Annotated in this window: 18 protein-coding genes and 1 pseudogene; 10 read left to right on the forward strand and 9 right to left on the reverse strand. The window is 60.2% G+C overall.

Annotation, left to right across the window (positions count from 1 at the left end; genetic code table 11):
* Positions 1 to 6: 6 nt before the first annotated feature.
* Together J3O30_RS15130 and J3O30_RS15135 are read right to left on the reverse strand one after the other, a co-directional pair.
* A complete protein-coding gene (locus J3O30_RS15130) occupies positions 7 to 1950 on the reverse strand; it encodes a PrkA family serine protein kinase (protein WP_207581099.1) in 1944 nt (647 codons plus the stop codon).
* A 407-nt stretch (positions 1951 to 2357) separates the two neighbouring features.
* The gene (locus J3O30_RS15135) at positions 2358 to 2834 is read right to left on the reverse strand and encodes a VOC family protein (protein WP_207581100.1); all 477 of its coding nucleotides are present in this window, start codon (positions 2832 to 2834) and stop codon (positions 2358 to 2360) included.
* A 263-nt stretch (positions 2835 to 3097) separates the two neighbouring features.
* Here J3O30_RS15135 and J3O30_RS15140 point away from each other — a divergent pair, with 263 nt between their 5' ends.
* Positions 3098 to 5578, forward strand: a complete 2481-nt coding sequence (locus J3O30_RS15140; protein ID WP_207581101.1) for a UvrD-helicase domain-containing protein — start codon at positions 3098 to 3100, stop codon at positions 5576 to 5578.
* Between the two features lie 27 nt (positions 5579 to 5605).
* Here the strand turns inward: J3O30_RS15140 and J3O30_RS15145 are convergent, their stop codons facing one another.
* On the reverse strand, positions 5606 to 5953 hold the full coding sequence (locus J3O30_RS15145) for a hypothetical protein (protein WP_207581102.1): 348 nt from the start codon (positions 5951 to 5953) through the stop codon (positions 5606 to 5608).
* A gap of 363 nt (positions 5954 to 6316) precedes the next feature.
* Here J3O30_RS15145 and J3O30_RS15150 point away from each other — a divergent pair, with 363 nt between their 5' ends.
* The 3 genes from J3O30_RS15150 to J3O30_RS15160 all read left to right on the forward strand — a co-directional run bounded on the left by J3O30_RS15150 (position 6317) and on the right by J3O30_RS15160 (position 8448).
* A complete protein-coding gene (locus J3O30_RS15150) occupies positions 6317 to 6814 on the forward strand; it encodes an EF-hand domain-containing protein (protein ID WP_207581103.1) in 498 nt (165 codons plus the stop codon).
* A gap of 240 nt (positions 6815 to 7054) precedes the next feature.
* The gene (gene pncA, locus J3O30_RS15155; RefSeq protein WP_207581104.1) at positions 7055 to 7690 is read left to right on the forward strand and encodes a bifunctional nicotinamidase/pyrazinamidase; all 636 of its coding nucleotides are present in this window, start codon (positions 7055 to 7057) and stop codon (positions 7688 to 7690) included.
* Between the two features lie 92 nt (positions 7691 to 7782).
* Entirely contained in the window at positions 7783 to 8448 is a 666-nt protein-coding gene (locus tag J3O30_RS15160) for a dihydrofolate reductase family protein (protein ID WP_207581105.1), read from the forward strand.
* A 45-nt stretch (positions 8449 to 8493) separates the two neighbouring features.
* Here J3O30_RS15160 and J3O30_RS15165 read toward each other — a convergent pair whose 3' ends face one another.
* Positions 8494 to 8757: a DUF2164 domain-containing protein gene (locus J3O30_RS15165; RefSeq protein ID WP_207581106.1), complete on the reverse strand. Its 264-nt coding sequence runs from the start codon at positions 8755 to 8757 to the stop codon at positions 8494 to 8496.
* 133 nt (positions 8758 to 8890) lie between these two features.
* Between J3O30_RS15165 and J3O30_RS15170 the strand changes: the two genes are divergently transcribed.
* A complete protein-coding gene (locus J3O30_RS15170) occupies positions 8891 to 9619 on the forward strand; it encodes an AzlC family ABC transporter permease (protein WP_207581107.1) in 729 nt (242 codons plus the stop codon).
* Positions 9620 to 9622: 3 nt separating this feature from the next.
* Positions 9623 to 9931 (forward strand): AzlD family protein, encoded by a 309-nt coding sequence (locus J3O30_RS15175; RefSeq protein WP_207581108.1) that lies wholly within the window; start codon positions 9623 to 9625, stop codon positions 9929 to 9931.
* Between the two features lie 106 nt (positions 9932 to 10037).
* Here J3O30_RS15175 and J3O30_RS15180 read toward each other — a convergent pair whose 3' ends face one another.
* Positions 10038 to 11903 (reverse strand): aminopeptidase P family protein, encoded by a 1866-nt coding sequence (locus tag J3O30_RS15180; protein ID WP_207581109.1) that lies wholly within the window; start codon positions 11901 to 11903, stop codon positions 10038 to 10040.
* Positions 11904 to 12181: 278 nt separating this feature from the next.
* Between J3O30_RS15180 and J3O30_RS15185 the strand changes: the two genes are divergently transcribed.
* The gene (locus J3O30_RS15185; protein WP_207581110.1) at positions 12182 to 12355 is read left to right on the forward strand and encodes a hypothetical protein; all 174 of its coding nucleotides are present in this window, start codon (positions 12182 to 12184) and stop codon (positions 12353 to 12355) included.
* Positions 12356 to 12806: 451 nt separating this feature from the next.
* Here J3O30_RS15185 and J3O30_RS15190 read toward each other — a convergent pair whose 3' ends face one another.
* Positions 12807 to 13685 carry a 50S ribosomal protein L11 methyltransferase gene (locus J3O30_RS15190; RefSeq protein ID WP_207581111.1) on the reverse strand — a complete coding sequence of 293 codons (879 nt, stop codon included), beginning with the start codon at positions 13683 to 13685 and terminating at the stop codon, positions 12807 to 12809.
* Between the two features lie 68 nt (positions 13686 to 13753).
* The gene (locus tag J3O30_RS15195) at positions 13754 to 14356 is read right to left on the reverse strand and encodes an SCO family protein (RefSeq protein WP_207581112.1); all 603 of its coding nucleotides are present in this window, start codon (positions 14354 to 14356) and stop codon (positions 13754 to 13756) included.
* Between the two features lie 146 nt (positions 14357 to 14502).
* Here J3O30_RS15195 and J3O30_RS15200 point away from each other — a divergent pair.
* Together J3O30_RS15200 and J3O30_RS15205 are read left to right on the forward strand one after the other, a co-directional pair.
* Positions 14503 to 14992, forward strand: a pseudogene (locus tag J3O30_RS15200) (methyl-accepting chemotaxis protein); the annotation flags it as partial.
* 2 nt (positions 14993 to 14994) lie between these two features.
* A complete protein-coding gene (locus J3O30_RS15205) occupies positions 14995 to 15465 on the forward strand; it encodes a chemotaxis protein CheW (protein WP_003541378.1) in 471 nt (156 codons plus the stop codon).
* A gap of 300 nt (positions 15466 to 15765) precedes the next feature.
* On the opposite strand, the gene J3O30_RS15210 is transcribed toward J3O30_RS15205, so the two are convergent.
* Together J3O30_RS15210 and J3O30_RS15215 are read right to left on the reverse strand one after the other, a co-directional pair.
* Positions 15766 to 16260: a CreA family protein gene (locus tag J3O30_RS15210; protein WP_207581113.1), complete on the reverse strand. Its 495-nt coding sequence runs from the start codon at positions 16258 to 16260 to the stop codon at positions 15766 to 15768.
* A gap of 176 nt (positions 16261 to 16436) precedes the next feature.
* The gene (locus J3O30_RS15215) at positions 16437 to 17027 is read right to left on the reverse strand and encodes a 3'-5' exonuclease (RefSeq protein ID WP_207581114.1); all 591 of its coding nucleotides are present in this window, start codon (positions 17025 to 17027) and stop codon (positions 16437 to 16439) included.
* Between the two features lie 283 nt (positions 17028 to 17310).
* Here J3O30_RS15215 and J3O30_RS15220 point away from each other — a divergent pair, with 283 nt between their 5' ends.
* The gene (locus J3O30_RS15220) at positions 17311 to 17847 is read left to right on the forward strand and encodes a GNAT family N-acetyltransferase (protein ID WP_207581115.1); all 537 of its coding nucleotides are present in this window, start codon (positions 17311 to 17313) and stop codon (positions 17845 to 17847) included.
* Positions 17848 to 17850: the final 3 nt, after the last annotated feature.

Below are 17850 nucleotides of genomic sequence, written 5' to 3' on the forward strand. Positions count from 1 at the left end.
TCCGCATTAACTTGCCTGTTTGACGCGCATGTACCATTCGACGAGGCGCCGAACCTGCCTCTCCGTGTAACCCCGCGCGGCCATGCGCGAGACGAATTCGCTATGCTTCTTTTCTGTTTCCGAGTCCTTCTTCGATCCAAAGGAAATGACCGGCAAAAGATCCTCGACCTGCGAGAACATACGCTTCTCGATCACTTCCCGGATCTTCTCGTAGCTTGTCCATGACGGATTTTTTCCGCCATTGGATGCCCGGGACCTCAACGAGAACTTGACGATTTCGTTGCGGAAATCCTTCGGATTGGCAATGCCTGCCGGCTTTTCGATCTTCGTCAATTCCTGATTGAGGAGCTCGCGGTCGAGAAGCTGGCCAGTATCGGGATCCTTGAAGTCGACGTCTTCGATCCAGGCATCGGCATAATCGACGTAGCGGTCAAACAGGTTCTGTCCGTAGTCCGCATAGGATTCAAGATAGGCCTTCTGAATCTCATTGCCAATGAACTCTGCATAACGTGGCGCAAGATCGGCCTTGATGAATTCCAGATAGCGCTTCTCGACATCATCGGAAAACTGCTCGCGACGGATCGACTGTTCCAGCACATACATCAGATGGACAGGATCGGCGCCGATATCCGTGGTGTCGTGATTGAAGGTCGAGGCAAGCACCTTGAAGGCGAAGCGGGTCGATATGCCGTCCATGCCCTCATCGATGCCGGCAGCATCCCGGTATTCCTGAACGCTGCGGGCGCGCGGGTCGGTTTCTTTCAGGCTCTCGCCGTCATAGGTGCGCATCTTCGAGAAGAACGTCGAGTTCTCGTGCTTGCGCAGGCGTGAGAGCACGGAAAAACGGGCCAGCATTTCGAGCGTTGCCGGGGCACATGGCGTATCCGCCAGCTCCGATCCCTCGATCAGCTTCTCGTAGATCTTCTGCTCCTCCATCACCCTGAGGCAATAGGGCACCTTGATCACGCAGATGCGGTCGATGAAGGCCTCGTTGTTCTTGTTGGCCTTGAAGGTCTGCCATTCGGCTTCGTTCGAATGCGCAAGGACGACGCCTGAGAAGGGTATGGCGCCGATATTCTCGGAACCGATATAGTTCCCCTCCTGGGTCGCCGTCAGCAGCGGATGCAGCATCTTGATCGGCGCCTTGAACATCTCGACGAATTCAAGGATACCCTGATTGGCGCGGTTGAGCCCGCCGGAATAGCTGTAGGCATCGGGATCGTTCTGCGAGTAGGTCTCCAGCTTGCGGATGTCGACCTTGCCGACCAGCGACGAGATATCCTGATTGTTCTCGTCTCCGGGCTCGGTCTTGGCGATGGCGATCTGGCGCAACCGCGAAGGCTGAACTCTGACGACACGGAAGCGGGAAATATCGCCGCCGAAATCGTCGAGCCGCTTCAGGCACCACGGGCTCATCAGCCCGTTCAGGCGCCGCAGCGGGATACCGTATTGCTCCTGGAGCAGCGACCCCATCGTCTCCGGATCGAAGAGGTTGAGCGGACTTTCGAAAACGGGGCTGATCTCGTCGCCCGCCTTCAGCACATAGATTGGATGAACCTCCATCAATTGCTTCAGCCGCTCCGCTAAGGAAGACTTGCCGCCGCCGACCGGGCCGAGCAGATAGAGAATCTGCTTGCGCTCCTCGAGCCCCTGTGCCGCGTGCCGGAAGAAGGAAACGATGCGCTCGATCGTCTCTTCCATGCCGTGGAAACCGGTAAAGGCCGGATAGATCCGGATGGTCCTGTTCATGAAGATCCGGCCAAGCCGCGTATCCTTGGCGGTATCGACCATTTGCGCCTCGCCTATCGCGGAGAGCAGGCGCTCCGTCGCATTGGCATAGGCAATCGGGTCCTTTTTGCAGAGATCGAGATACTCGGCCACCGACATATCGGTTTCGCGGCGTGCTTCGTAACTGCGCGTAAACGCATCGAATACGGATTCGTTCAGCATGGGCCCTCCATTAAGGTTATGCCGCAGGCTCAAAGTCGTATAACCATCGAGATGGCTACGACGTTCCTAAGAATCAATAATTTCGTAGGTATATTCGACGCTCACCGGCTGTTTCTTGCAACGCACAAAAACGTGCATGCACCGGTTATTTTTACTCTACGAAACTGTTTCTCATTATAGTTGAAAAAAGCACCCCTGCGGTATCAGCACATTTCGCGACGTGACAGAAAGATGAAAAGGGTGTGCAATGTCGCCCGTGATTCGAACTCTGGAAAAATCGGCGATTGGCAGCCAAATCTGCGCAGAGTCGATGCTGGCCAGCACGTGCCGACCCGCTCCTGACATGATGGAAACGGGCGCATCCGGGCCGTGAGCCAATCGTCGCGACCGTCCCCCGCCGCGGCAATTCAGCCGTTGAATGCCTTCTCCAGCGCAGCGACATCGATCTTGACCATGCCGAGCATCACCTCGGTCACGCGCCTGGCCCGCTCGCGGTTGTCGTCAGCGATCATCTCGGCAAGCATGCGCGGCACGATCTGCCAGGACAGGCCCCAGCGGTCCTTCAGCCAGCCGCAGGCTTCCGGCGTGCCACCATTGGCTAGGAATGCTTCCCATATCCGATCGATCTCGGCCTGGCCTTCCAGGAGAATCGCGATCGAGAAGGAATGGTTGAAGCTATCGAGCGGGCCGGCCTTCATTGCCAGGAAGGCCTGATCGCCGAGTGTGAACTCAATCAGCTCGACGCTGCCGGGAGGTCCGCTCGGCGTCTCCGCCGGCAATATGGTGGTGCGGCCGATCCTGGAGTCGGGAATAACAGACACGTAGAATTCGACAGCTTCACGGGCTTCCTCCGCGAACCAAAGATTTGAAACGACCTTCGCCATGCAACAGCCTCCTTGTTGTTGATGAGCATGTCCCCAGACTACTGCCCGATGATCCAAGCCCGATCCAAGGACGCCCGGCCGGCGCCGGTTCCGACAGACTGCGATTAGAAATTTTCGCCCCATTCCAGCCGACATGGCGAGCGCAGCCGCGCCGGCCGGCGGCCTTGCCGCCCGCAGTAACCCGCTTGGATTAGCGGTGGCTCGGGAATGAAAGCAGAACATCTTTTCTGGTCTTTCCTTCCCGAATCACTACATTACGCGCCATGAGCAATAGTTTCGACGATATTCCCTTCTTCGACGAAGAGCCGGACGAGATGGCGCGCAAGCCGCAGCCGCCTGCCGCGCCCGCAGCAAGAGCGCCCGCCCCCGGCGGCGGCATTGCCGCTCGCGCGATGGCGGCCCGCGACGGCGGCGCCCGGCCGGATTATCTTACCGGACTGAACCCCGAGCAGACCGAAGCCGTCGAAACCCTGGAAGGCCCGGTCCTCGTGCTTGCAGGCGCCGGCACCGGCAAGACGCGCGTGTTGACCACCCGCATTGCCCACATCCTCAATACCGGCCGCGCCTTCCCGTCGCAGATCCTCGCCGTCACCTTCACCAACAAGGCCGCCCGCGAGATGAAGGAGCGCATCGCATTGCTCGTCGGCGGCGCCGTCGAGGGAATGCCCTGGCTCGGCACCTTCCACTCGATCGGCGTCAAGCTTCTGCGCCGCCACGGCGAGCTCGTCGGCCTGCGCTCCGATTTCACCATTCTCGATACCGACGACGTCGTCCGTCTGATCAAGCAGCTGATCCAGGCCGAAGGCCTCGACGACAAGCGGTGGCCGGCCAAGCAGTTCGCCGGCATGATCGACACCTGGAAGAACAAGGGTCTAGGCCCTGCCGATATCCCTGAGGGCGATGCCCGCGCCTTTGCCAATGGCCGTGGCCGCGATCTCTATTTTGCCTATCAGGCACGCCTGACGACGCTGAACGCCTGCGATTTCGGCGACCTGCTGATGCATCCGATCGCGATTTTCCGCAAGAACCCGGATCTCTTGAAGGAATATCACGGCCGCTTCCGCTATATCCTCGTCGACGAGTACCAGGACACCAACACCGCCCAGTATATGTGGTTGAGGCTTCTCGCCCAGCGCTCCAAGGGCGAGAAGCAGAATGTCTGCTGCGTCGGCGACGACGATCAGTCGATCTATGGCTGGCGCGGCGCCGAGGTCGACAATATCCTGCGCTTCGAAAAGGATTTCCCCGGCGCCAAGGTCATCAAGCTCGAGCGCAACTACCGCTCGACCGAACATATTCTCGGGGCTGCTGCCCATTTGATCGCCCATAATGAAGGGCGGCTTGGCAAGACGCTGTTTACCGACCGCTCCGATCCAAACGACGTCAAGGTGCAGGTCCACGCCTCCTGGGATTCGGAAGAGGAAGCCCGCGCCATCGGCGAGGAAATCGAGCAGCTTCAGCGCGGCAAGCATCTGCTGAACGATATGGCGATTCTCGTGCGCGCCTCTTTCCAGATGCGCGAATTCGAAGACCGCTTCGTCACCCTCGGCCTCAATTACCGCGTCATCGGCGGCCCACGCTTCTACGAGCGCCTGGAGATCCGCGATGCGATGGCCTATTTCCGCATGGTCGCCCAGCCCGCCGACGACCTGGCCTTTGAACGCATCGTCAACACGCCGAAGCGCGGCCTCGGCGATACGACGGTGCGCGCGCTGCATGACTACGCCCGCGCCCGCGATATCCCGATGCTTGCGGCAGCCGCCGACATCATCGAAACGGATGAGCTGAAGCCGAAGGCGCGAAAGGCACTCTTCGATGTGATTCAATCTTTCCGCCGGTGGCAGGAACTGCTTGAAAACACACCGCATACCGAACTTGCCGAGCAGATCCTCGAAGAGTCCGGCTATACCGACATGTGGAAGAACGACAAGAGTGCCGAAGCCCCCGGCCGCCTCGAGAACTTGAAGGAGCTCATCCGCTCGATGGATAGCTTCGAGTCGATGCGCGGCTTCCTCGAGCACGTATCGCTGGTCATGGACGCCGAGACCAACGAGAATCTCGATGCCGTCTCGATCATGACGCTGCACTCGGCCAAGGGGCTGGAATTCGACACCGTCTTCCTCCCCGGCTGGGAGGAAGGCCTCTTCCCGCATCAGCGCGCGCTGGATGAAAGCGGTCGCGCCGGCCTGGAGGAGGAACGCCGCCTTGCCTATGTCGGCATCACCCGCGCCAAACACCGCTGCCATATCTGGTTCGTCTCCAACCGGCGCATCCACGGCCTCTGGCAGTCAACCCTGCCCTCGCGTTTCCTCGACGAACTGCCGGAAACCCATGTCGAGGTCGCCGAAATGGAGCAGAGCTATGGTGGGTATGGCCGCGGCGGCTACGGCCAGTCCCGCTTCGACAAATCAGAACCCTTCGCCAATTCCTATTCCACCCCCGGCTGGAAACGCGCCCAGGCCAACAAGACCGACGCCACGCGCGACAATTGGGGCTCCCGCTCCGGCCACGCCGTCGAACGTATCGGCTATGGCGAAAGCGGCCCGAAGGGGCGCACGATCGAAGGCGAACTGGTGGCAAAATCCACCTCGTCGGAACCGTCGAAGTTCACGCTCGGCGACCGCGTATTCCATCTGAAATTCGGCAACGGCAACATCACCGGCATCGAAGGCAACAAGCTGACGATCGAGTTCGACCGAGCTGGACAGAAGCGGGTGTTGGACGGGTTCGTCGAGCGCGTCTGACGTCGCGTCAGCATGGCGGGAAAACGCTCACCCGAGCATCCGCATCCTTCCAAGACCCAGGATATCATTGACGAGGGCGATGCCGATCCCCGCGGCGACGACTCCCAATCCGATTAGAAAGAGCCGGCGCGACCGATCATATTTGACGGCGATGAGGGAATTGCGCGCCAGCAAGTCGGCGAAGACCTTCACCTGAATGGCTATGCCGATGGTCAGGAACAGCATCGGCAGGATATCGATGCGGCTCCAGTCATTGGGATTGGAAACCCAGACGCTGATGAAATTAAGGGAGAAACCGAGGATGATCCCGGTCGCCGTCAGCGATCCGTTTCGGAACGTCGCATCGATCTTCTCGTTCGGCTCTGGCTCGGACATGGTTTCGCTTCCGGCTTGCGTCTGAGCAAGAAAGGCAGAAATCGCGCCCGGGAGCAAGATCGCCCTCGCATCGCGCGTCCGGAAGGGCGGACGAAATGCCGTCGCGGCGGAGAGCCGGCGCAGCGCTCAAGGCCCTTTCCGCGAGCACCGCCAGCGCGGTCTCATGTGATCGCCGACGCAGAACCCAATTCGACAGAATCCATCTGTCGATAAAAATACAACAATTCCAATAGGATATATTTGGTAACCGAAAAGTTAACGTGTCAAAACGTCGCTTTGACGCTTTCTGCAAATCAGCTTAGCTCGGAAGCTGCCCGTCCATGAAAGGCGGGCCTCACGACGAACTTTTTAAAGGAGGTTCAAGTGACCAGTGTTTCATCTCTCGGCAGCACATTAACCCAGTACCAGTCTCCGCTTTCCAGTCTCGACAAGAATGGCGACGGCGTCATTTCACCAGACGAGCTCGCCGCCGCATCACAGTCCTCGACATCAGGCACGACCGCGACTGACGGCGATAGCGACGACAGCAGCACTGATATCGCCAAGAAGATCACCGCCGACATCCTGTCTCTGATGCTGTCCTTGCAGAAAACCGACGACAGCGACAATCAGGGCGACGGCGGCGATCAGAGCGACGATTCCAAGGGCGTCCTCGCCGCAATGGATACCAATGGCGACGGCAAGTTGACCGAGTCCGAATTCCTCGCCGCCGATCCAAGTAAAATCAATGCGTCAGGCGATAGCGATCCGCTCCTCACCAAAGTGTTGAGCGACATGCAGACGGCTCTCCAGGCCCACCGCAATACCTACGGCGCTTCCGCCGCAGCAAGTGATCCCGCCGACGACGTGACCGCGGCGTAGTTCGGCATGGGGCTCCGCCGGGGGAGCCTCGATCCGCCAGATGCAAAAGCGTCTTACGTCTCCCCTTCCGTTTCGACACGAGAGTCGCCGGCAATTCTCTCACTGATTGTATTAGAGCATTCTTTTACAGCCGGTTGCTACCGCTAGTACGAGAATTAACGCTTGCGCGTCGGCGTCTGGAAATCCACTAGTTGATGCGTTCAATGTGCTTGGCGTCTGATACTGGAACAAGCGAAGGGATTGGCCTTGATAAAAGCGCTGCTGCTCGTCGACATTCAGAATGGCTTCTGTCCGGGCGGCAACCTGCCGGTACCGGATGGCGACAAGGTGGTTGCCGTCGCAAACCGCCTGATCGACAGCGGCAAATACGATCTGATCGTTGCCTCGCAGGATTGGCACCCGCCGGGCCACGGCAGTTTCGCCTCCGCCCATCCGGACGCCGCGGCGTTCGAGATGGGGGAACTGTCGGGTAAGCCGCAGATGATGTGGCCCGACCACTGCATCCAGGGGACGCTCGATGCTGAACTGCATCCCGCGCTCAAATCCGAAGAGATCGACCTGATCCAGCAGAAGGGCGAGGATCCCGACATCGACAGCTATTCGGCCTTCCGCGACAATGACCGCGATGCCTCGACCGGCCTTTCCGATTTCCTTGAGGACCAGGGTGTCACCGACCTCGACGTCTGCGGGCTGGCGACCGATTACTGCGTCAAATTCTCCGCGCTCGACGCGTTGGAGATGATGCCGGGTGTCCGCGTCCGCTTCATCGAGGACGCCAGCCGCGGCATCACCCCCGAAGGCGTCGCCGCCGCCATCGACGAGATGCGGACGCATGGTATCGCCATCATCGACAGCGCCGAGGTGCTGGTTAGGTAGCTCGATGCCTCGAAAAAAGACCGCATCGTATGTCGGATCGGCACCTGCCGCATCGTCCTTGCTGGAGATACACCGATGACGAGAGCGGCGTGATGAGAAAAGTTGTTGCCGCAGCCTTTGTGAGTTTGGATGGCGTCATGCAGGCGCCTGGCGGGCCGCGGGAGGATCCGACCAGCGGCTTCACCCTAGGCGGCTGGACCGTCAATTATTGGGACGAGCCGATGAGCCAGTTCATGGGCGGGATCTTTACCGATCCCTTCGAACTGCTGCTCGGCCGCAAGACTTACGAGATCTTCGCCGCGCACTGGCCCTTCGTCGGGAAAGACGATCCGATTGGCAAGGTCTTCAACGCCGTGACCAAATATGTCGCGACCACCTCGCAAAAGCCGCTGACCTGGGAAAATTCCGTTGCGCTGCGCGGCGATGCCGCCGCCGAAATCGCCCGGTTGAAGCAGCAGGACGGCCCCGACCTCCTGACACAGGGCAGCAGTGGCCTGCTGCAAACCTTGCTGACGCACGACCTGATCGACGAGTTCCGGCTCCTGACCTTCCCGCTGATCCTCGGCACAGGCAAGCGCCTGTTCGGCAAGGGTGCCAAGCCGGAGGCGCTGAAGCTCACCGCCAACACGGTTTCGACGACCGGCGTCATCATGAGCGTCTACGCGCGTGGAGGCGCAATCAAGACGGGAACGTTCGAGCTGGCGCAGCCCTCCGAAGCCGAAATCGCCCGCCGGGAGCGGATGAAGCGCGAGGGCTGAACGCCTCTTCGTTCTGAAATCTTGGGCCGCGTCGCCGCGCGCCGTTTACGGGATCGTGCCCTTGCTCTTCTCATCTCGCTCCAGCAGATAGATATCTTCCGCCAGGTCCTCCATCTTCTTGAGAAGCGCCGCATGCGCGTCGCGCAGGCCCTGATTGTAATAATGAGCGCCGATCTCATCGGCGAAGAAGTCGAGCAGGAACTCTGCCGGCAGAACACCGATCGATTGGTCGAGTTCCGTTTCGAAATAGCGGCGGATGCTGGAAACGATCGTCGTCTTCGCCTCTTTCGAAAATTCGATTTTCTTCATGGTTTCCTCTTTGCCGGATGCGATCAGGACTTTGATGGTTCAGCGAAATCGATTGGTCAATCAATGAAATTCAATTGCCGACGCAGACCATAGACCATAAGGGAAACCTTGGATTCCAACAGGATGAGATCGCATGACTCGCGCCGACTTTGTTGAAGGTTTGCGGGGCGGCTTCGCCGTTGCGCTGGCGTCGGCGCCCTTTGCCGCCCTGTTCGGAGCGCTTGCGGTCGAAAATGGCATGTCGCTTCCCGAGATCGCCCTTATGAGCGGCACCGTCTATGCCGGCGCCAGCCAGATGGTCGGCATCGAACTTTTCGGGCATAATGTCCATGCTTGGCTGATCGTGCTGTCGATCCTTGCCGTCAATTTTCGCCACGTGCTCTATTCGGCGGCGATGGCGCGCTATATCGGCGATTTCACGCCGGTCCAAAAGTTCTTCACCTTCTTCCTGCTCGTCGATCCGCAGTTTGCCGAAGCGGTGAAACGCGGCGAGGCCGGCCTGCCGGTGACCTTCGCCTGGTATCTCGGCTTCGGCATCATCATCTACATCCCCTGGGTGCTGATCAGCGTCGGCGGCGGCCTGCTCGGCGGCTTCATCGGTGATCCCAAAGCGATCGGCCTCGATATCCTGCTGCCGGCCTATTTCCTCGGCATCGTCCTCGGTTTCCGCAAACGCGACAATTTCCTGCCCGTGGCACTCGTCAGCGCGGTCGCGTCGGTGCTTGCCTATCGCTATGTCGGTTCGCCCTGGCATGTCAGCCTCGGCGCCGCCGCCGGCATCGTGCTTGCCGCTCTATTACCGCTGCCGCAACCGGGTGATCTCGAGGCCGACGCCCTTCAATCCGAAATTCACGAGGTCTGAGCCATGGAATTCGACCTTCACATGGCGCTCGTCATCTTGGCAGCCGCGGTCGCCACCTACGCCACACGCATCGGCGGTTATATCCTCATCACCAGGATGAAGCACATCCCGCCGCGCATGGAGGCGGCGCTGAATGCCGTGCCGGCCGCCGTGCTGACGACGCTGGTCGCCCCCGCCTTCTTCATCGGAGGCTGGGATTCGAAGCTGGCGCTGGTCGTCGCCCTCTTCGTCGGCCTGCGCGTCTCGCATAGCTGGATGCTGGTCGCCGCCTGGATCGTCGTGATGGCGTGGCGCCACACGATCGGCGTCTGAGCACCGGCCCGAAGGCCGGCATCTCAATATTCTAGAGCATGATGCCGAAAAGTCTGAGCGGTTTTCTCATGACATCATGCTGCAACTCTATAATGCAGAACAGGATTCAGATTTTAGGCCGACCCGGCCTAAAATCATCCTGTTCTAGCGGCAGCGTCGCATTTTCGAGCCAAGCCCTGACATCGTGATCGTGGACGAGCGGCATCAGCACCTCGCATGTGCGGCGGTGATAGTCGTTGAACCAGTGTAACTCGTCATGGGTCAGAAGCTCGGCAATGACGAGGCTGCGGTCGATCGGGCAGAAGGTCAGCGTCTCGAAGCCGAGCATCGCCGCATCGCCGCCGTCGATCTCCTCGGCCGCGCGCACATAGATCAGGTTTTCGATGCGGATGCCGAAGCTGCCAGGCCGGTAATAGCCCGGCTCGTTCGACAGGATCATGCCGGGCAGCAGTTCCTGCGTCGAAAGCCTGGAGATGCGCTGCGGCCCCTCATGCACCGAGAGATAGGAGCCAACGCCATGGCCCGTGCCATGGGCGAAATCGGCGCCTGCCCGCCACAGCGCGATGCGGGCGAGCGGATCGAGGTCGCAGCCGCGCGTGCCCTTTGGGAAACGCGCCGTGCTGATCTGGATCATTCCCTTCAGCACCAGCGTGAAGAAGCGGCGATGCTCTTCCGAGACAGTGCCGATGCCGACGGTACGGGTGATATCGGTCGTGCCATTGATATATTGCGCGCCGGAATCGATCAGAAAGAGTTCGCCGGCCTCGATCATCCGGTTGGTCTCGGTCGTCACGCGGTAATGCATGATCGCCGCATGTTCGCCGGCACCCGAAATCGTGTCGAAGGAAATGTCCTTTAGCGGGTTCTGCATGCTCTGCCCGACGCGGGCACGCGACGCTTCGAGATGCTCGGCGGCAGCGATCTCGCTCACCGTCCCGGGTTTCGTCTGCGACAGCCAATAGAGGAATTCCACCATCGCTGCCCCATCCTGCAGATGCGCGGCGGCCGAGCCGTTGATCTCGACGTCGTTCTTCACCGCGCGCGGCAGCTTGGCGGGATCGGCGCCCTCCACCACTTCGCCGCCTGCCTTGCGGATGATCTCCGCCAGCGCATAGGAGGCGATATCCGGGTCGATCAGCACGCGGCCGCCATCCGTGGAAACGACAGTGAGTCTCTCCTCCAGCGCCGAGGGTGGCATCTGCGCGCAGATCTGTGCCAGATAGGCTTCGGGCTCGATGCCGGTCTTGCGCTTGTCGAGGAAGAGTTCGGCCCGCCCATCGGAATGGACGATGGCGCGGGCCAAAGGATGCGGCGTGTGCGGCACGTCGGCGCCGCGAATGTTGAAGGTCCAGGCGACCGAGGACGGATCGGCGATCAGCACCGCCGCGAGCTTCTTCTTCGCAAGGTCGGCGGCGATCGTGACAATCTTGTCGCTCGCCAGCAAGCCGGCCTGCGCCACATTCTGGATGCTGACCGCGCCGAACGGCTCGGCCGGCCGGTCGCTCCAGAGCCTGTCCAGCGGATTGTGCGGCAGGAAGACCAGCGTGCCGCCGACCTCTGAAAGCGCTCTTTCCAGACGGCGCACCTCGGCGCCCGCATGCAGCCAGGGATCGATTCCGAGCCGCAAGCCCTTGGCGCCGTTTGCAGCCAGCCAGAGATGCGGCGGCTCGTTGACGAGATCGCCGCCCGAGAAGACCGACCCGTCGACCTGTTCGGCAAGTTGCGTCACATAACGCCCGTCGACGAAAACGATCGCCTGCGTGCGTAGGATGAGCGCAATGCCGGCCGAGCCGGTGAAGCCCGTCAGCCATGCGAGGCGCTCCGAACCGGCGGGAACATATTCGCCGTTGAACTCATCGGCACGCGGCACCAGGAAGCCGTCGATACCGAGCGAATCGAAAGTAGCGCGCAGCGCCGATACCCGATCCCTGCCGAACTGCGGCGTGGAGGTGACGTCGAAGGACTGGAACATGCTGAAAACCCGAATGATTGAGACGAATCCGGTGAATGGGATGCCGGCCATGTTAGCGAAATTTCAATCGATGGGGAGAAAAAGCGACGAAACGAGTCAAAACCCGTCGTGCCGCCCAACATTTTGACAGAACTGTGACGCGAAAAGTTAATTTGGCACGCTTTATGCATTTGCCGCATGGCTCCCATGAGCGAAACCCTCTGCCTCCGCATTTCAGAATAGCTATATAGACGCCATCGAACGGTTCGCGATGAACCTGAAACAAAGGAATTTTTGAAATGACCGCCTCTCTCTCGCGCTTCGCATATAGCAGCCCGTTGCAGGCTGGCGAACGCCAGACCGTGCGTCACGTCATCGGCGCCCGCCGGCCACAGAACGACGACAGCCTCAAGCTGCTCGGCGCCGGCCAGCGCGCCACGCGCCACAACGGCGCTCCCAGCTACGCGTTCTAAGCCTGAAAGCCTGTCCGTCTCCTCCCTCCCGGACCGGCCTATTGGAATGCAGTAGAGCCCGCTCGAGCGCTCCTCCCCTTGAGCTCGCGGGCATTGGCCGGATAGACCGGTCCAAGGCGGTGCCATCGGCACCGCCTTTTTTGTTGGTTTGGGAAAGTGCCCGGCGGTTTCGATAGACTGCGGCGCCAGCCCCGACCTCCCTCATTCCTGTGCCCATCACAGGAATCCAGTGCGCCCAAGTCCTTGGGCGCGAAAGACTCTTTTCAAGATATGAGGTCATTCACCGCGCAGACGCGCGGTGGCTGAATTCCTGTGACGAGCACAGGAATGGGGGAGGCGAGGTGCTTGCTCCTATCCGCATGGACTGACTTGGTGAGGGTGGAGAGGAGACGTGACGCCTCACGCAAGACACCGTTCCAGGGCAAGCCCTTCACCTTGCAATTGCCAAAAATCACGGCCGATCGAAGTGGATCGTCACCCAGCCATTCCGCCAAATCGTCCTGACATGACGAAGCCTTGCACCGCTATAGGCGGCGATAACCTTCCATCGCTGAGTGGCTAGAATGCCGGAGAGAATGACCGATCCGCCGGGTGCCAGATGTGTCGCAAGCTTCGGCGCCATACGGATCAGCGGCCGGGCGAGAATGTTGGCGATGATGAGATCGAAAGGACCATGCTCGGAAAACGCCGTCGAATGAAAACCGGGCGCGGTCCTGGTAACAATGCCAGACGCGATGCTGTTGCGGCGTACATTCTCGGCCGCCACCCGCGTCGCGATCGGATCGATGTCGGTCGCGAGCACCGGTATGTTCCTGAGCTTGCGCACCGCGATCGCCAGCACGCCGCTGCCGGTGCCGAGATCGAGCGCGTTGCGGACCGAGCGCGAACGCACCACGGCATCGATCACCTCGAGGCAACCAGCCGTCGTGCCATGATGGCCAGTACCGAAGGCCTGGCCGGCATCGATCTCGATGGCGATGTCGCCCGGGCGGATCTTGTCGCGGTCATGCGAGCCGTGCACCAGAAAGCGCCCTGCCCTGACGGGCTTCAGCCCCTCTAGCGACTTTACCACCCAGTCGACGTCAGGGATGACTTCCCGCTCCAACCGGGCATCGGGGAAAGAAGCCTTCAATGCGTCCTCGACGCGGGAGTGCACTTCAGCCTCGTCCTCGGTCATCAAATAGATCGAGGCTTCCCAGATGTCCTTCTTTTCATCGATCTCGGTGGTGCCGATGGCAAAGTCTTCTTCGCCGAAGACCGCGCTCAGAAGGTCCAGGATCTCTTCGGCCCTGCTTTCGGTCGTCGTCACGTAAAGGCGGATTTCACTCACGATAGGCGGTCTTTCCCGTTTCCGTTGCCCGCCACCGGTCGAGCCAACGCCCCATCACGCTGAAACCATCACCCCTTGCTGACGAGATTCTCCAGCTTCTTTACCGCCGTGTCCGGGTTTTCGCCATAGGCGATCGTTCCGGCAAACCGCCCGGCCGAATCGAGCAGGAAGACCGAGGCGGTGTGATCCATCGTATAGTCGCCGTTCGGATCCTTTTCGTCGATCGGCACCTTCTTGGCGTAGACGCGGAAACCCTTGATGACTTCGGCAATCTTGTCAGGCGCGCCTGATATGCCGGTAATGCGCTTGGAGACGTTGGAAACGTACCCGTTCATGATCTCGGGCGTGTCACGCTCCGGATCGACGGTCACGAAATAGGCCTGTAGCTTGTCGCCCTTCGGGTCAACCTTCTCCATCCAGCCGTTGAGCTCGAAAAGCGTCGTCGGGCAAACTTCGGGGCAATGGGTGAAGCCGAAGAACAGCGCCGTCGGCTTGCCGCGCAGCGCCTGCTCAGTGATCGGCTGTCCGCTTTGCGAAACCAGTGTAAAGGGCACGCCGAAGGGCGCCTCCACCGCCACATCCTTCGATTTCATGGGGTACAGCGTTAACCCGCCGAGAACCCCGGCAAGTATCAGGACGCCGACCCAGATGGCGATGCGAAATGACTTCATTGGCATGATCCTCGATCCAGGCGGATATGTACCGCCGCCCCTTAGCCCCCGCGTGATTATAGTCTCGACCGGACGCGCGCAATTCAACAATGCGTTTTCCGAGCCGTGATGAATTGCCTCACGTGTTCAAATCGGCCGCGACGGTGGAACCGCGCGAACTCGATGGTCGCACCGCGGGCGCCGTAAGAATATCAAGACCTTAATCGAGAAATTCGCCGACAAGATGCAGATCGGCGGCGAATTGGCAACGTTCGCCAGCAAAGATGTTTTGTGCATCGGCGAACATGTTAAATCAATCGTAACCTCTGCGGGGGAACAATCGGTTTGACTGAACGAAATCAATACGTCGATCAGGCAATGGATCAGGTCACGCAGAAGAACGCGGCCATGGTGGAAGAGACAAAGGCTGCAAGCCACACGCTCGCCATCGACGCCGAAACCCTGACGCAACTGATCAAGCAGTTCAAGACCGGCGAGGGCATGAGCGCCCGGCAAACGCCGCGAGAAGCAAATGCCGCCTCGCATTCGAGACCATCTCCCGCGCGCCGCCTGATCGGCATAGTCGCGGGCGCATTCAACGGCTCCACCGCCAAAGCCATCGCTTCTCCCGCCGGGGACAACTGGGAAGAATTCTGATCATGAACAACAATAACGCCATCAAGCAGTCTGGCGCTTATCTCGAAATCGTCTCGTTCCACCTGGGCGACCAGGAATTCTGCATCGACATCATGGCGATCCGCGAAATCCGCGGCTGGGCGCCGGTGACGCCGATGCCGCACACTCCGCCCTACGTGCTAGGCCTCATCAACCTGCGCGGTGCGGTCATCCCCGTCATCGACATGGCCTGCCGTCTCGGCATGAAGATGACCGAGCCCTCCGAGCGCTCGGCGATCATCGTCACCGACATCGCCGGCAAGCTGGTCGGCCTGCTGGTCGAACAGGTTTCCGACATGATGACCATTAAGAGCGAAGACCTGCAGCCGCCGCCGGAAATCATCCCGGAAGCCCAGCGCGCCTTCTGCCGCGGCATCGTCGCGCTCGAAAAGACCATGGTCTGCTTCCTGAATCTCGATACGGTTATCGCCGACGAACTGACTCAGGCGGCTTGATACTTTTCCATTCTGGCGTTGGAAGGCCCGGCTCGTCCGGGCCTTTTTATATTTGAAGAAGACCGACTCGCCGCCAATCTCTCCAAGCCGCGTGGCACACCCTCTCCTCCCTCATCTCTGTGTTTGTCACAGAGATCCAGCCACGGCGCGTCCGCGCGCTGAATGACTCGCTTGTCAAGAAGGGTCTCCCGCGCCCAAAGACTTGGACACGCTGGATGCCTGTGACAAGCACAGGCATGAGGGAGCTCCGAGGGATGCACTACTCAAGATGAAACGCGCGTTGCACACCAACCCGCAGCCTTATTGCGGCTTCCCATTCTTCCACGTCACATTCTGCCCATACAAGGGAATCGTCGAAATCGACATCTTCGCCGAGCCGTCCGTCAGCTCCCTGGAATGGGCGAGATAGATGAGCGTGTCATTGGTCTTGTCGTAGATGCGGTTGACGACCAGCGTCTTCCAGATCAGCGACATGCCTTGCCGGAATACTTCGCTGCCATCCTTGGACAGGTCGATACTGCCGATCTCGATCGGCCCCGTCTGCCGGCAGGCGATGGAATTGTTGGAGGGATCTTCAAACCAGTTGCCGTTCTTGAACCGGTCGATCAGGCTGCGGTCGAAATAGGTGACGTGGCAGGTGACGCCCTTGACCTCAGGATCGGAGACTGCCTCGACGATGATGTCGTTGCCGATCCAGTCGACCCCGACCTTGCCGACGACCTCGGCCGAGACGGCGCCGGCGGAAAGGGCGGCGAAAGAAAAGGCGGCGAGGAGAAGATTGCGCGGCTTGGACATGGCGGCTCCTTAGAGCGCCGCGCGTCCGACCGGACGCGCTAAGGACGCTCTATCGCTTTGAATCTGCGCATAATCCTTTCCGAAAATCGATTCCGATTTTAGGGGTTATGCGCTGATCCGCGTTCTAGATAAGTGCGTCCCGATGCTTTGCAAGAAAGGCCGACGGCGGGAAACGATCAGCCCTTCCGGCAGGTACAGGGCTCGTAGGCCCGCGCCGTCAGCCGGCCGGGCTTCATACCGATCATCGCCGGTATGGCGTGAACGGCGTTGGCCTTGACCGCTTTTGCCATCTCGATGGCTGCAGCAGCGCAGACGACGGCGTCCTCGGCAGCATTGTGGTGAACGAACCGCAGGCCGAGATGCTCGGCGATCAGGTTCAGCCGGTGTGAGAGGAAGTGCGGCCAGATCCGCTGCGCCATCTTCAGGCTGCAGAGATAGGAAAGCTCCGGGTAGGATTGCCGATAGAGATCGAGGCTCGCCCGCCAGACGCTGAAGTCAAAGGCGGCGTTGTGGGCGATCATTGTCGCACCGCTGATATCCTCGTGGAATTCGTCCATCACCTCGGGAAACTCCGGTGCATCCTCGACATGTTCCGGCCGGATGCCGTGGATCGCAATGTTCATCCCGGAAAAGCGCATGTCCCGCGGCCGGATCAGCCGCTCCTCGACGCGCGTGACCCTGCCCTCCTCGATCCAGGCAAGGCCGACAGAACAGGCGCTGCCGCGTTGTTCGTTCGCCGTCTCGAAGTCAATGGCGATGGTCTTCAAATCAGCACCCGAATCATTTCTTCGGGAACAGAAATACCGTCCCGCTCCCGGCCGCGCAAATTCGACACGACGCATGGTTGACTTTTCAACCGGCATATCGAAACTTCTCGCCATGATTGGTTCCATGACCATGGCAGCGCTTATTCATCACACCACGACCCTTGAAGGGTACGCGGGAGCGATGGCGCGTTAACAGCGATCCGATCATCCCGAAAACCCTGCCGAGGCGAGCAGGGTTTTCCGAAACTCAGGCTCTCCTCCTGAAACCAACGGAGAGCAGCCAATGTCTGAAAACGAAGAGAGTGAACCTGGCCGCCGAGCGCGCCTGCCGGACGGAGTTCTCGTGCGCGCCGTGTGCCTTTCCGATGCGGAGGAAATCACCGATCTGATAAATCTGCCGGGCTATCGGGCCGGAACCCTGCGGCCGCCGTACCAGAGGGTCGAAGAGGTTCGCAGAAATATGGAAAACCCGACGCCGGGCGCGCTGAACCTCGTCGTTACCCTGGATGGCAGGATCGTCGGCAATTGCGGCCTCAATCGCCTCTCCGGCCGCAGGCAGCACGTTGCGAGCCTCGGCATGGGCGTGCATGACGATTTCACCGGCCACGGTTTCGGACAGATCCTGCTCGGCGCGATGGTCGACGCTGCCGACGACTGGCTCGATGTCAAACGGCTGGAACTGACCGTCTACACCGACAATGACGCCGCCATCGGCCTCTACGAAAAGTTCGGCTTCGAGCGCGAAGGTCTGCTGAGGGCCTTCGGCTTCCGCTCAGGGGAGTATGTCGACGCCTATACGATGGCGCGGCTCAGGCTATGAGCG

Origin of the sequence: Rhizobium sp. NZLR1 (genome assembly GCF_017357385.1) — a bacterium.
GTDB lineage: Bacteria > Pseudomonadota > Alphaproteobacteria > Rhizobiales > Rhizobiaceae > Rhizobium.

Coding starts and splice junctions, on each gene's coding strand:
- J3O30_RS15205 (WP_003541378.1), top strand. CDS start 14,995: ATGAACAACAATAACGCCATCAAGCAGTCTGGCGCTTATCTCGAAATC.
- J3O30_RS15210 (WP_207581113.1), bottom strand. CDS start 16,260: ATGTCCAAGCCGCGCAATCTTCTCCTCGCCGCCTTTTCTTTCGCCGCC.
- J3O30_RS15185 (WP_207581110.1), top strand. CDS start 12,182: ATGACCGCCTCTCTCTCGCGCTTCGCATATAGCAGCCCGTTGCAGGCT.
- J3O30_RS15165 (WP_207581106.1), bottom strand. CDS start 8,757: ATGAAGAAAATCGAATTTTCGAAAGAGGCGAAGACGACGATCGTTTCC.
- J3O30_RS15145 (WP_207581102.1), bottom strand. CDS start 5,953: ATGTCCGAGCCAGAGCCGAACGAGAAGATCGATGCGACGTTCCGAAAC.
- J3O30_RS15130 (WP_207581099.1), bottom strand. CDS start 1,950: ATGCTGAACGAATCCGTATTCGATGCGTTTACGCGCAGTTACGAAGCA.
- J3O30_RS15160 (WP_207581105.1), top strand. CDS start 7,783: ATGAGAAAAGTTGTTGCCGCAGCCTTTGTGAGTTTGGATGGCGTCATG.
- J3O30_RS15180 (WP_207581109.1), bottom strand. CDS start 11,903: ATGTTCCAGTCCTTCGACGTCACCTCCACGCCGCAGTTCGGCAGGGAT.
- J3O30_RS15175 (WP_207581108.1), top strand. CDS start 9,623: ATGGAATTCGACCTTCACATGGCGCTCGTCATCTTGGCAGCCGCGGTC.
- J3O30_RS15170 (WP_207581107.1), top strand. CDS start 8,891: ATGACTCGCGCCGACTTTGTTGAAGGTTTGCGGGGCGGCTTCGCCGTT.
- J3O30_RS15140 (WP_207581101.1), top strand. CDS start 3,098: ATGAGCAATAGTTTCGACGATATTCCCTTCTTCGACGAAGAGCCGGAC.
- J3O30_RS15195 (WP_207581112.1), bottom strand. CDS start 14,356: ATGAAGTCATTTCGCATCGCCATCTGGGTCGGCGTCCTGATACTTGCC.
- J3O30_RS15135 (WP_207581100.1), bottom strand. CDS start 2,834: ATGGCGAAGGTCGTTTCAAATCTTTGGTTCGCGGAGGAAGCCCGTGAA.
- J3O30_RS15220 (WP_207581115.1), top strand. CDS start 17,311: ATGTCTGAAAACGAAGAGAGTGAACCTGGCCGCCGAGCGCGCCTGCCG.